This is a genomic window from Vreelandella zhanjiangensis DSM 21076, from assembly GCF_000377665.1.
Taxonomy (GTDB): domain Bacteria; phylum Pseudomonadota; class Gammaproteobacteria; order Pseudomonadales; family Halomonadaceae; genus Vreelandella; species Vreelandella zhanjiangensis.
Window position 1 is genome coordinate 1 of the sequence record NZ_KB898658.1, and the last position, 12,865, is coordinate 12,865.

Consider the following 12,865-nt stretch of genomic DNA (forward strand, 5'->3'; position numbering starts at 1 on the left):
ACGTTACTTAAAAAGTAACGATATGAAGAGTATCACTGTGTTCGCCTGCCTTGATATTTGGTGACTTGTCACCCTCATCGGCAAACGCCCACATGAATTACCTGATCAAATTGTTAAAGAGCTGTTTCGCTTGAGGTTAATGTTGCCAACAATTGACTCGATGACCGGAGCCGCTTGCCTCAGCGAGGAAGGCGTATTCTACGCATTTCCTGGTGTTTGTCAACCGCTGTTTTCAGCGCGTGAAGTGAGCGATGTAAATCTCGCTAACCTCCTGACAAACCGAAGGTTTTCACCTTCATTCACCGCTGGTAACGCTTGGCGTCCCCGGCAGCGGATGCGTACTTTACGGATTCAGGGCCGTCTTGGCAAGGGGCTTTACAAAATAAGTCTGAAAAAGCGGCCGATAGGTACTGATGCAAAGTAATTACGAGTCCTGAGGGCCCTAAACTCCGTTCTAATATAGCGCTTACTTACTCTGACAGGGCAGTTCATCAACTTGAGGGTTAGCGATAACCTACCTTACTATGGGTTTTACCCCCTTAAAGGATGTTGAGCGCATGACCTACCCACCGCTTTGCCAATGCGTCTTGCACGCTCAAAGCAGCCCAGCGCTATGAAAAACTGGCGTTGGAAAGGGGTATGGCTTGCGGTTATTGCGCTAGGATTGATCCTCACCATGTGGCAATCCGCGCGCATGGCACGTGAACAAGCCATTTCCAGCCTTCAGGATGACGCCGAAGATGAGCTGCGCCTTTCAGCCGCCAACCTCAACGGTTATCTGTTACGTTACGATTATCTGCCCCAAATGTTGGCGACTCGAGAAGGCGTTCAGCGGTTTTTAGCCTCGCCTGAAAGCCAGGACCCAATGCCGCTCAATTTACTGCTGGATCGTTTTCGTTTTACCGCTGGGGTCTCCGATGTTTACCTGCTCGACCGCACGGCGACAACCATAGCCGCCAGCAACTGGCATCGTCAGAATACCTTTATTGGTCATAACTACGCGTTTAGAAGCTATTACACGGAAGCCATTGCCGGTCGGCAAGGGCGGTTTTACGGTTTAGGTACCCAATCGCTAGAGCGCGGCTACTTCTTTTCGGCCCCCGTCTGGCTTGATGACACTTCGCCCGATGCCCAGCCCGACGGCGTCATGGTGATTAAGGTCTTGCTGGATGAGGTCGAAGAGGGCTGGGCGGAGCAAGACGCCGAGCTGCTGGTCACTGATAGCGACAATATAATCTTCATGGCCAGCCGCCCGGAACTGCGCATGAACGCGCTCTATCCGCTTAGTGATGATCGGCGCGATGCACTGCTTGCAACGCGACGCTACGCCATGGAGCCATTATCGCCATCGGGTATTAATATAGAGACAACATATGGACCTGACAGCGCGTTGGTGAGCTTCTCGCAAGGCCCGCTCAGTGGCGGCCGCTATTTAAGCCTCACCCGGCCGGTGGCAGAGTTCGGCTGGCAGATGCATATTTTTAAACCCTTAACGCCGGTTATCAGCGCGCAATGGATCGCCGCACTCATGGCGGGAGGGCTTTATGGAATCATTGCCCTGGGTGGCGCGATTGGGTGGCAGCGTTTGCGCTTACGCCGTGAGCGCGAAGCGTTTGCTGAACGTGAGCGGCAAACGCTTGCCCTCGTTCGCGATGAGCTGGAGGAGAGTGTCGAGCGGCGCACGCGCGACTTGGTAGCCAGCAACCAGCGCCTCTCGGATGAAATTGAAGAGCGCCGCCGCGCAGAAGCCAACCTGCGCCAAACCCAAGATGAGCTGATTCAAGCCGCCAAGCTTGCCGTCCTTGGGCAATTGGCCGCCGGGATCAACCATGAACTCAATCAACCGCTGGCCGCTATTCGTGCGTATGGTGAAAACGCCCGGCGCTTTCTGGCGCTTTCCCGGGTTGATCAGGCCGACACCAACTTGGAACAAATTGTTGAATTAACCAAACGCATGGCCGATATAAGCGCGCAGCTTCGTCAGTTTTCGCGCAAGAGTAGCGAGCGCCAGGAGACCATCTCAGTCCAGGCATGCATTGAATACGCGCTGCGTTTGTTTCAAAGCCGCCTGCGTGAGGAACGTATTCACGTCGAACAACAGTGGCCTGACGTCACGCTATGGGTCACCGGTGATTTAGTACGCCTTGAGCAGGTGCTGGTGAATCTGATCGGTAATGCGCTCCATGCCATGAAAGAGACCCCTAATCCGACGCTCACGCTGAGCGCCACGCTTACCGGAAAGCAGGTAACCATCAGCGTGATAGACAACGGCCCCGGCATCGGTGAGCAGCACATGGCGCAGATTTTTGAACCCTTTTTCACCACTAAAGCACCGGGAAGCGGGCTAGGGCTGGGACTTTCCATCTCTTCGCGTATCATGGACGACCTTGGCGGCAAGCTTCAGGTCGTGAACCGTGAACAAAGTGGCGCATGTTTTACCATCTCGCTACCTTACTCGCCGCCCGCTCACCCGCACGCTCCACACCTTTTAAAAGAGAATAATAAACATGCATGAGCCGTCGACACTGCCGGTCATGGTGATCGACGACGAGCCCCATCTGCGTATCACCGCCAGCCAAACGCTTGAACTTGCCGGCTACACGCCTTACTGCTTTGAAACGGCCGAGCAGGCGCTGGCCGCGCTGCCGGAAAATTTCTCAGGGGTGATCGTCAGTGATATCCGCATGCCCGGCATGGGCGGCATGGAATTACTTCATGAGCTGCACCACCGCGATCCGACCCTGCCGATTATCCTGATTACCGGTCATGGTGATATTTCCACCGCTGTTGAAGCCATGCGCGCCGGCGCCTGGGACTTTCTTGAGAAACCGTTCGCCGGCGATCAGCTACTCGACGTAGTACGCCGCGGCATAGAAAAGCGCCAGCTCAGCCTGGAAAACAATCGCCTCAAAGCCGAGCTGGAAGTACAGCAGGCCGCTCTTGGCCCTCGCTTGGTTGGCCGTACAGTAGTAATTTCGCGTCTGGCCGCCATGATTCAGCGCATCAGCCAGGTGGAAGCTGATGTGCTGCTGTTTGGTGAAACGGGAACGGGGAAGGATTTGGTCGCCCGCGCGATCCATGAGCGCAGCGCGCGCCGCAATAATCCCTTTATGGCGATCAACTGCGGTGCCGTACCAGAACACACCATTGAGTCTGAGCTGTTCGGGCATGAAAAAGGCGCCTTTACCGGCGCGGTGGAGCGGCGCATTGGTAAGTTTGAACATGCCAACGGCGGCACCGTGTTTCTGGATGAAATCGAATCAATGCCACAGGCCCTGCAGGTCAAACTGCTGCGTGTGCTTCAGGAGCGCAGTATCGAGCGGCTGGGCGCCAATGAAGTCATCCCGCTCAACTTGCGCGTGATTGCGGCCACCAAAGTGGACCTAAAGGTCGCCGCTGAAGAAGGTCACTTTCGCGAAGATCTCTATTACCGACTCAACGTCGTCACCTTGCCTTTACCCGCGTTGCGCGAACGTCGGGAAGACATCCCTCTCCTCTTTCAACACTTTGCGGTTGTGGCTGCGAATCGTAGTGGCCTGGAAGCCCCCAGTCTGGACAGCCATGGCATCGCGGCCCTGCTGGCTCACGACTGGCCCGGCAACGTGCGTGAATTGCGCAACCTAGCAGAGCGCTACGTGCTGTTGGGGGCGGCGTTTGATTATCGCCTAGACATGTTGCTGGAAGGGGCCGCGGCCGATACCCAGGAACCCACCCTGCCGCGCCAGGTGGAGCTATTTGAAAAGAGTCTGATCAGCCAGTCACTTTCCCGCCACCATGGCCGTGTAACGGACGTCTGCCGCCACCTGGGTATCCCGCGTAAAACCTTTTACGACAAGCTCAAAAAACATGGTTTAAACGCTGATGACTATCGCCACAGCAGCGACCCCTGATTCATAAGCTCGACTAATACCGACCAGGGGGGCGCCCAGGGCAGCAGGGTCAAGGTCGCAATCAGCATTAAAAGATTAGACATTGGCCGTCGGCTGTCACCCAGCTTGAGCGCGGTGCCAAATGAGCGTTTCAGCCGGGCCCCTTCCAAATCGACGCTATAGATCTCATCAAGCCCTAAATGAATGATAAAGCCTAGTAAAACGGCCGCACCATGCGACCACGCCATCCATGGCGGCTGAAACAAAAGATGAAAACTCAGCGCCGCCGTTAACAGCGAGCATAGCCCCGCCGCCAGCAGTGAATGCCAAATACCCCGATGCACCGTCAACTTTGAGAACAGGATCCCCGCCAGATAGCGCACCGAGAAGTAAATGCCGCCACAGGCAAGAAGCAGCATGCCCGGCGTTAGCCATGACTCCAGCAGCATCACGCCCAGCACCAGTGAAGGCACAGAAAGAATATTAAAAATCAACCGGATAGAGCGCGACCTATCCGCATCGATATCGGGCAGAATGCCGCCAAACGCGACCAGCGCCACGATCAATATCGCCTGGGAAGAAGGCCACCACTGTGCTTGCCAGCCCGCGTACGCCATTAGCATGCCGCCCGCGGTCGCTACCGTAATATGCGTGCGAAAGTTCGCCATGTCGCGGCACCCTAGAAAACTGGATAAATTACCAGATTTTTTAAGATTGCAACATGGCTGATTTAGAAAAAAGGTTGGTAGGCCAACGCTTTAGCCAAAGTTAATCATAAGCATGCTTCGGCCAGGAACTGATCTTTCAGTTTTACATAGTTGCCCGCCGTATACGGGAAGAACGCACGCTCTTTATCTTTCAAAGGGCGTAGCGCTTTGGCGGGGTTGCCCGCATATACATAACCGCTTTCCAGGTGCTTGCCGGGTGTAACGACCGCGCCTGCGGCAATAATCACCTCGTCATCGACCACTGCGCCATCCATGATGATCGCCCCCATGCCCACCAGAATTCGGCTGCCCAGCGTACACCCGTGCAAAATAGCCTTATGGCCAATGGTTACGTCTTCACCAATCGTGAGCGGGAAGCCCTCCGGGTTGAAGTCGCTTGCGTGAGTAATGTGCAGCACGCTGCCATCCTGCACGCTGGTACGCGCACCAATGCGAATCCGGTGCATATCACCGCGGATCACCGTCATCGGCCATACCGAGCAGTCGTCGCCCAACACAACATCGCCAATCACAACGCTTGCCGGGTCAATGTACACACGCTCGCCCAGCTGTGGTGAGTGGTCTTTAAAATCTCTTAGCGCACTGTTTGTGTCTTGCATGGCACTCTCCTGATCGTCAAAGAACCTACCGGCTATCTTATAGCGGCTGTTAAGGCGCATCTTAGCGCGGCACGGTTTATAACAGCCCGCCCAGCAATACGATAAATGTCAGCGGAATCGACACCCAACGAACCACATTACGCCATAAAAGATAGCCGCCTTCCCCGGCGCCCAGTGCTTGCATAGCGGTAGCCCGCGGCATTACCCAGGCGGCAAAAATGGCAATCATCAGGCCTCCCAGCGGTAAAAACACGTCGGGCGGAATGCTGCTGACCAGCTCGAAAACATTGCGCCCAAACAGCGGCCGAAAATCGGCAAGCGTCGAGAACGAGAACGCCGATAAAAGCCCCATTAACCAAACGCTCAACGCGACGATGGCCGTGGCGATGCTCCGCCGACACCCCAAGCCTTGCAGCGTGACAACCATTGGCTCTGCCAGGTTAATCGCCGATGTCCAGGTTGCCAGCAACAGTAGCAGGAAAAACACGCTTAGCCATATGGCCCCGCCAGGCAGCTCTGCAAAGGCGATAGGCAGCGTCACAAACATCAGCCCCGGCCCCTCCGCCGGATCCATCCCCTGAGCAAACACCACGGAGAAAATCGCAATACCGGCCAGTAGCGCTACGCTGATGTCAAGCGCCGCCACGGCCACGGCTGCTTTGGGCAAGCTCTGGTCTTCGGGCATATACGCGCCGTACGCCATTAGCGCACAGGCACCCACCGCCAGCGTAAAGAAGGCATGCCCCATCGCATGCAGCACCACGGTGGGCGTTAGCGCATCAAACGAGGGTAGAAATAACCATGCCAACGCCGTGGTAAAGCCATCGGTTGTGGCGGCGTAGCCTGCCAGCAAGAGTAGCAAACCATAGAGCAGCGGCATCAACAGATTATTAAGCCGCTCAAGGCCCTTTGAGACGCCAGCGGCGACTACCGTCATGGTCATAAACAAAAACAGCGAATGATTGAAAATCAGCAAGCCGGGATTGGCTAAAAATGCATCAAAGCCTGCGCCGATCTCTGCAGCCGTTGCACCACTGAACTGCCCGTTCACTGAGGCGACCAGGAACTCGATCGACCAGCCGGAGACCACGGAGTAGAAAGATAAGATACAAAAAACGGTGAATGCGCCGAAAATACCCAGCCAACGCCAGTTAGCGGATGCCCCGGCCTCCATGGCCAGTGCACCAAGTGCCTGTATTGGCCCACGGCGCCCGGCTCGGCCGATGAGAATTTCAGCCATCATGACAGGAATGCCCAACAGCAGAACAAAGCCTACGTAAATCAGTAAAAAGGCCGCGCCACCGTTTTCGCCCGCGACATAAGGAAAGCGCCAGATGTTGCCCAGCCCCACCGCTGCACCCGTTACCGCCAAGATAAAGGCCCGCTTCGACCCCCAGCGCTCCAGCGTTTCGCTCATTGTTGACTCCTGCCATTGTGGGCACTAAAAGGCGGCAAGACTAGCAGGCGCCCGCCAAGAGACCAAACCTTGCCATTGAAAGAGTGGCCGACTGCCCACATTTTGTGACTATCATCGCGCTTTTTTTGCGCCCCCTAATGTTGCCCACGAGGTGCTTATGTCCCGCAATCCCCTGCTTGAGACGCACGAGCTTCCCCCTTTCGCTGAAATACGTGCAGAGCATGTGGTGCCTGCGGTGGAAGCACTGCTTGATGAGAACCGCCTAACCATTGACCGTTTGGCACAGCAGGCCTCGGAAACCGCGCCCACCTGGGAAAGCTTCGCTGTACCCCTTGAGGCAGTAAGCGACCGGCTCTCCCAAGCGTGGTCACCGGTTTCCCACCTAAACGGCACCATGAATACACCGGAGCTTCGCGAAGCCTACCAAGCCTGCCTGGAAAAACTTTCCGCCTTTGGCACCTGGGTCGGCCAGCATGAAGGGCTTTTTTATGGCTGGCAGGCGCTCAAAGAAGGCGATGCCTGGGCCACGCTAGATTCAGCCCAGCAGCGCACGGTGGAAAACGCCCTACGCGATTTCCGCCTCGCGGGGGTTGATTTGCCTGCTGATAAAAAAGCCCGTTACGGCGAAATTCAGTCACGCCTTTCTACGCTTTCGAACCAGTACTCCAATAACGTGCTGGATGCCACCCAGGCATGGCATAAGGATATCGACAGCGAAGAGGAGCTGGCAGGTGTTCCCTCAAGCGCACTGGATACATTAAAAGCCCTTGCCGAAGCCAAAGGGGTCGCTGGGTATCGGATTACCCTGGATTTCCCGAGCTTCTTCCCGGTGGTTAGCTATGCCGATAGCCGCGAACTGCGCCGCGAGGTATACACTGCCTTTGTTACTCGCGCATCAGACCAGGGCCCGGGTGAAGGTACATTTGATAACGCCCCGATCATGGAAGAGATCTTAGCGCTGCGTCAGGAGCTTGCGAAGCTCTTAGGGTTTAAGACCTATGCCGATTTCTCACTGACCACCAAAATGGCTGAATCGCCCGAGCAGGTGCTCGATTTTCTGAGCGATCTTGCGCGCCGTGCGGTGCCCCAGGCGAAAGAAGAGTTTGCCGAATTAAGCGCCTATGCCCGCGACGAGCTCGGCATCGACACGCTGGAACCCTGGGATATCGCCTACGCGAGTGAAAAGCTTCGCGAGACGCGCCATGCGATTTCCCAAGAGCAACTGCGCCCCTACTTCCCCGCACCGCACGTGATTGATGGTCTCTTTCACGTCGTTGAGCGGCTCTTTGGGGTACGCGTAGAAGAAGATATCGACGCCTCGCGCTACCACGCTGACGTGCGCTATTTCCGGATTACCGAAAACGGCCAGCCGATTGCCGGATTCTATCTGGACCTGTACGCCCGCGAAGGCAAGCGCGGTGGCGCCTGGATGGCCGACTGCCGGGTACGCCGCCAGACCGATAACGGCATCCAGCGTCCGGTGGCGTTTTTAACCTGTAACTTTACCGCGCCGGTTGGGGGCAAGCCTGCTCTGCTGACTCACGATGAAGTCACTACACTGTTCCACGAGTTTGGCCATGGCCTGCACCATATGCTGACCAAACAGCATATTGCCGATATTTCAGGTATTAACGGCGTTGCCTGGGATGCCGTCGAGCTACCCAGCCAGTTTATGGAGAACTATTGCTGGGAGCGCGAAGGCCTTAACCTGCTTGCCAAACATGTAGATACCGGCGAAGTCCTGCCTTCTGAGCTGCTTGAGCGCCTACAGGCGGCTAAAAACTTCCAGTCTGCCATGGGTATGGTGCGTCAAATCGAGTTCTCGATCTTTGACCTGCGCCTGCACCACGAATTAAGCGCTCCCGAAGCCCGCGACGTTCAGGCGCTGTTAGACGAAGTACGCAGCGAAGTCTCTGTCGTGCCGGCGGTGCCCTTCAATCGTTTCCAAAATAGCTTTGCGCATATTTTTGCCGGAGGCTACGCCGCGGGTTACTACAGCTATAAATGGGCCGAGGTGCTGTCTGCCGATGCGTGGAGTGCCTTTGAGGAGGCGGGTATATTTGATGCCGATACCGGCCAGCGATTCCGCCGTGAGATTTTAGAGCAGGGCGGGGCGCGCGACGCGGCCGAGCTATTCGTGGCCTTTCGTGGTCGCGAGCCCAGCGTAGAGCCGCTGCTGCGCCATAGCGGCATTCGCGCCGCCTAACTCTTTATTGACCTAAGCGCGGCGCCAGTCATAAGACGGCGCCGCGCGTTTGGAGAACGCCATGTCTACCGTTAAGCGCTTTATTGCGGGTGTCACCTGCCCCCGCTGCGCCGCAATGGACCGTATTCGCGCCTGGGAACAAAACGGCATCCGTTACCGAGAGTGCGTGAACTGTGATTTTTTTGAGCAGCTGCCTATCGAAGATGAAAACTCTTCTGAATTAACCACCCGGGTTAATCAGGTGCGCGAGGAGCAGAAAAGTCAGGACGTTCAACCGGTGAAAATCCTCGATCCCCGCAACCCCAATACCTAAGCGACAGCTAAGAGAGTTTTTGGCTCTCTTAGCTAGTTAACTTGCCTGGCGGTTAACTAGCCTGGCCACTGTTTTACTATTTCCTCCTGTCTAGCTCCTGCCTACTTGTCTGCTTTCCATTCAATAGTGAGCGGAAAACCGCACACTATTTACCTGCTTGCGTGCGAATTACCAGACACTTCACGCTTACTATATCTCCACTAAAGTTGAATAAAAATTTCATAAGCATATGTTTTTATTTAGCTACGCCCTAACTGGCATAACAATCGCTATTTAATAAGTGCTCAATAACTATTGCTACCGGCAAGCAACCTACGCTTGCCGGGCCATAATCCCAATAACAGCTTAGGAAACATGCCATGCGCACGATGATGCCGAAAACTCTTACCCTACTGGTTAGCGGTGCAGCCCTGCTTGTTGCCGCCAGCGCTAACGCGGATCGCGCTGACTGGCCACAAAACTTTACCGTGGGTACCGCAAGCCAGGGCGGCACGTTTTTCGTGTACGGTTCGGGCTGGGCCAACTTTATCGCTGATGAGCTGGGTGTTTCTGGCGGTGGCGAAGTTACCGGTGGCCCGACCCAGAACCTGGCGCTGGTGCACAGTGGCGATATGGCCTTCGGTCTGACCACGATGGGTCCTGCGTCTGACGCGGTGAAAGGCGAAAGCCCGTTGGCCCCGGGCCTGATGATGGATAACGTCTGTGCACTGTTCCCGATGTATGAAACGCCGTTCTCGATTGCCGCCCTTTCAAGCTCCGGCATTGAGTCCATTTCAGACATTCCGGATGGCGCGCGCATCGGTTTCGGCCCAGCAGCCTCGACCTCTGACACCTACTTCCCCGCCATGCTGGAAACCCTGGGAGTAAACTTTGAGCGTCGCAACGGCGGCTGGTCTGATCTCGGCGGACAGCTTCAGGATGGCCTGCTGGACGTAGTGGCGTTTGCCGCCGGTATTCCAATCCCAGCCGTTAGCCAGCTAGAAGTACAGACAGATGTGAACATCATTGAATTTACCGAAGATGAGCTTGCCACCGTACTGGACGCCTTCCCGGTAGCTGAATTCACCATTCCGGCCAGCACGTACTCAACGCTTGAAGATGATGCACGCGCGGTTTCCATGTGGAACTTTGCGATTGCCGGCTGTGACCTGCCGGAAGACTTCATCTATGAAGTAACCAAGGCCACCATGGAAAACAACGATCGCATGCGTTCTATCCACCGCAGTGCTGAAACCAGCATTCCGGAAAACATCGTGCATAACACCATTCTGCCCTTCCACCCCGGTGCAGCGCGTTGGTACGAAGAGAACGGCTACGAAATTTCTGAAGATCTGATCAACTAAACCTTACGCACCATCTGGCTGCCCCGTGACTGGTTTCCCAGGCGGGGCAGTTTTGGCTACTGCTCCTTTTTTTGCTCCTGCTGTGAGGGTGAACTCTGATGAGTCCCGCGACCCCCCAAAAACCTGACGGCCTCAAGGATGATGCCCTGCTTGCTTCATCGCCTGACCCCATTCTTGCGGAGGGTGTTGATGAAGAAGTTGTTGAGCCCAACCGCCGCGTCTTTACCGGTTGGCAGTTTTTGCTATTTGCTGCGCTAGCCATTGCCTACTCAAGCTTTCACCTGATTTCACTGAACGTGTACCCCATGGAAACGTGGTCGTTTCGTATCGTTCACATCGCCGGTGCCTTGATTCTAGGCTATGGGCTATTTGCTGGCGCCCGCTTTGCAGAGGATCACCAAACCGCCTCACCGGCATGGTTTAAATGGGCGAGCTACGCCCTGCTGGCGCCCGCCGCCTATACGCTTGCGCAAGTCTTTTTGATGCAGCAGACCATTAACGGCGGTGCCATGCGCATCGACGCCGCGATCGAGACGCTGCACTACGGCTATCCGCTGATGGCCACAACGGCCGCAGCCATCGTGCTGTCATGGTTCTATCGTCAGACTCGCCACCGCTTCAACCCCGCGGATCTGGTACTCATGATCTGCGCCCTGGCCAGTGCGGGCTATTTATTAATGGCCTTCAATACCAGCATGCGGATGTCGACCGGCACCTCGTTTGCGCCTCCCGGCATTTCCTGGGCAGCCATTGCCGGTTCGCTGCTTATTCTGGAGCTAACCCGGCGTGTGGCGGGCTTGGCGTTGGTAGTGATTTCGGCGGTATTCCTGGCCTATGTGTTTATTGGACCTTATTTGCCGGGCTTTTTGGGCTACCCGGGCCTGTCGCTGCAGCGCTTCTTCAGCCAGGTTTACACCGACGCGGGCATTCTGGGCCCGACCACCGCCGTCTCATCGACCTACATTATTTTGTTCATTATTTTTGCCGCGTTCCTGCAAGCCTCAAAAGTAGGCGACTACTTTGTTAACTTCGCCTTTGCGGCTGCCGGACGCGCCCGTGGCGGCCCGGCGAAGGTTTCCATTTTTGCCTCAGGCCTGATGGGCATGATCAACGGCACGTCAGCCGGTAACGTGGTATCCACCGGTTCACTGACCATTCCGCTGATGAAAAAAGTAGGCTATCCCGCGCGCAGTGCAGGCGCTATTGAAGCGGCGGCTTCTACCGGTGGGCAAATCATGCCGCCGATCATGGGCGCGGGCGCCTTTATCATGGCGGAAGTCACCGGCATTCCTTACACCGATATCGCTATTGCAGCCGTAATTCCGGCCATTCTTTACTTTGCATCTATCTACTTTATGGTGGATTTCGAAGCCGCCCGTAAAGGCATGCGCGGCATGCGCAAGGATGAAATTCCGCTCTTTTCCAAACTCATCAAGCAGGCCTATCTGTTTGCGCCCATCATTATTCTGATTGTCGCCCTGTTTATGGGGTACTCGGTGATTCGGGCGGGAACGCTTGCCACCGCGTCGGCTGCGGTCGTTAGCTGGATTTCACCGAACAAGATGGGTGTGACCGCGATTCTCAAGGCGCTTCAGCTGGCAGGCACCATGGCCATCCAGATCATCGCCGTATGTGCTTGTGCGGGTTTGATCGTGGGCGTTATTTCGCTCACCGGCGTTGGCGCGCGTTTTTCCTCGCTGCTGTTGGGTTTAGCGGGCGTCAGCCAGCTGCTGGCACTTATCTTTGCCATGCTGATCAGCATTCTGCTGGGGATGGGCATGCCCACCACGGCCGCTTATGCGGTGGCTGCCTCGGTGGTAGCCCCCGGGCTGATCAATATCGGCATCGAGCCGCTGATTGCTCACTTCTTTGTTTTCTACTTTGCCGTGGTCTCTGCGATTACCCCGCCGGTGGCGCTGGCATCTTACGCAGCCGCGGGGATTTCCGGCGACAACCCAATGGGTACGTCGGTAGCCTCGTTCAAGATTGGACTGGCAGCCTTTATCGTGCCGTTCATGTTCTTCTACAGCCCGGCCATGCTGATGGAAGGCTCCGCGCTGCAGATTATGCGCGTTGGCATCACTGCCATGCTGGGTATCATCCTGCTCTCAGGCATGGTGCAGGCCTGGTTCTTTGGCCCGGTGAACGTACTCAAACGGGTGATTATGCTGGTAGGTGCGATGTGCATGATCTATGGCGGCATTTACACAGATATCGCGGGTCTGGCGATTGGCGCCGGTCTTGTGATAATGCAGCGCAAGCAGTTTGGCGGCGGCAAGCTGGCTGACAAGATGCAAGCGCCAGCGAGTTAGTAACCCGCTATAAAGCAAAACGTCATAACCTAAAACGCCCCGCTCAATGAGCGGGGCGTTTTATTTAGCGCAGGTTTC

The 12,865-nt window shown here is 55.9% G+C and carries 9 protein-coding genes; 6 read left to right on the forward strand and 3 right to left on the reverse strand.

Features of this window, described 5'->3' with window-relative positions; translation table 11 throughout:
* Positions 1 to 613: 613 nt before the first annotated feature.
* Positions 614 to 2,515 carry a sensor histidine kinase gene (locus tag D467_RS0118640; RefSeq protein WP_040460671.1) on the forward strand — a complete coding sequence of 634 codons (1,902 nt, stop codon included), beginning with the start codon at positions 614 to 616 and terminating at the stop codon, positions 2,513 to 2,515.
* Positions 2,508 to 3,890, forward strand: a complete 1,383-nt coding sequence (locus D467_RS0118645) for a sigma-54-dependent transcriptional regulator (RefSeq protein ID WP_018919059.1) — start codon at positions 2,508 to 2,510, stop codon at positions 3,888 to 3,890. The genes D467_RS0118640 and D467_RS0118645 overlap by 8 nt, the downstream gene beginning before the upstream one ends.
* Here D467_RS0118645 and D467_RS0118650 read toward each other — a convergent pair.
* From D467_RS0118650 to D467_RS0118660, 3 genes are all read right to left on the reverse strand, one after another.
* Positions 3,866 to 4,537 carry a metal-dependent hydrolase gene (locus D467_RS0118650; protein ID WP_018919060.1) on the reverse strand — a complete coding sequence of 224 codons (672 nt, stop codon included), beginning with the start codon at positions 4,535 to 4,537 and terminating at the stop codon, positions 3,866 to 3,868. The two genes, D467_RS0118645 and D467_RS0118650, sit on opposite strands and share 25 nt — an antisense overlap.
* 104 nt (positions 4,538 to 4,641) lie before the next feature.
* Positions 4,642 to 5,196, reverse strand: a complete 555-nt coding sequence (locus D467_RS0118655) for a gamma carbonic anhydrase family protein (protein WP_018919061.1) — start codon at positions 5,194 to 5,196, stop codon at positions 4,642 to 4,644.
* A gap of 76 nt (positions 5,197 to 5,272) precedes the next feature.
* Positions 5,273 to 6,613 (reverse strand): sodium-dependent transporter, encoded by a 1,341-nt coding sequence (locus tag D467_RS0118660; protein ID WP_018919062.1) that lies wholly within the window; start codon positions 6,611 to 6,613, stop codon positions 5,273 to 5,275.
* A 157-nt stretch (positions 6,614 to 6,770) separates the two neighbouring features.
* On the opposite strand from D467_RS0118660, the gene prlC reads away from it, so the two are divergent.
* From prlC to D467_RS0118680, 4 genes are all read left to right on the forward strand, one after another.
* A complete protein-coding gene (prlC, locus tag D467_RS0118665; protein WP_018919063.1) occupies positions 6,771 to 8,819 on the forward strand; it encodes an oligopeptidase A in 2,049 nt (682 codons plus the stop codon).
* A gap of 61 nt (positions 8,820 to 8,880) precedes the next feature.
* Positions 8,881 to 9,132 (forward strand): YheV family putative zinc ribbon protein, encoded by a 252-nt coding sequence (locus tag D467_RS0118670; protein WP_018919064.1) that lies wholly within the window; start codon positions 8,881 to 8,883, stop codon positions 9,130 to 9,132.
* Between the two features lie 359 nt (positions 9,133 to 9,491).
* Complete coding sequence (locus D467_RS0118675; protein ID WP_018919065.1) at positions 9,492 to 10,475, forward strand: TAXI family TRAP transporter solute-binding subunit; 984 nt, start codon at positions 9,492 to 9,494, stop codon at positions 10,473 to 10,475.
* 98 nt (positions 10,476 to 10,573) lie between these two features.
* Complete coding sequence (locus tag D467_RS0118680) at positions 10,574 to 12,787, forward strand: TRAP transporter permease (protein ID WP_018919066.1); 2,214 nt, start codon at positions 10,574 to 10,576, stop codon at positions 12,785 to 12,787.
* Positions 12,788 to 12,865 lie beyond the last annotated feature (78 nt).

What these genes read in the sequence shown, in the direction of transcription:
- D467_RS0118640 (WP_040460671.1), top strand. Translation starts at nt 614, where the DNA reads ATGAAAAACTGGCGTTGGAAAGGGGTATGGCTTGCGGTTATTGCGCTA.
- D467_RS0118645 (WP_018919059.1), top strand. Translation starts at nt 2,508, where the DNA reads ATGCATGAGCCGTCGACACTGCCGGTCATGGTGATCGACGACGAGCCC.
- D467_RS0118650 (WP_018919060.1), bottom strand. Translation starts at nt 4,537, where the DNA reads ATGGCGAACTTTCGCACGCATATTACGGTAGCGACCGCGGGCGGCATG.
- D467_RS0118655 (WP_018919061.1), bottom strand. Translation starts at nt 5,196, where the DNA reads ATGCAAGACACAAACAGTGCGCTAAGAGATTTTAAAGACCACTCACCA.
- D467_RS0118660 (WP_018919062.1), bottom strand. Translation starts at nt 6,613, where the DNA reads ATGAGCGAAACGCTGGAGCGCTGGGGGTCGAAGCGGGCCTTTATCTTG.
- prlC (WP_018919063.1), top strand. Translation starts at nt 6,771, where the DNA reads ATGTCCCGCAATCCCCTGCTTGAGACGCACGAGCTTCCCCCTTTCGCT.
- D467_RS0118670 (WP_018919064.1), top strand. Translation starts at nt 8,881, where the DNA reads ATGTCTACCGTTAAGCGCTTTATTGCGGGTGTCACCTGCCCCCGCTGC.
- D467_RS0118675 (WP_018919065.1), top strand. Translation starts at nt 9,492, where the DNA reads ATGCGCACGATGATGCCGAAAACTCTTACCCTACTGGTTAGCGGTGCA.
- D467_RS0118680 (WP_018919066.1), top strand. Translation starts at nt 10,574, where the DNA reads ATGAGTCCCGCGACCCCCCAAAAACCTGACGGCCTCAAGGATGATGCC.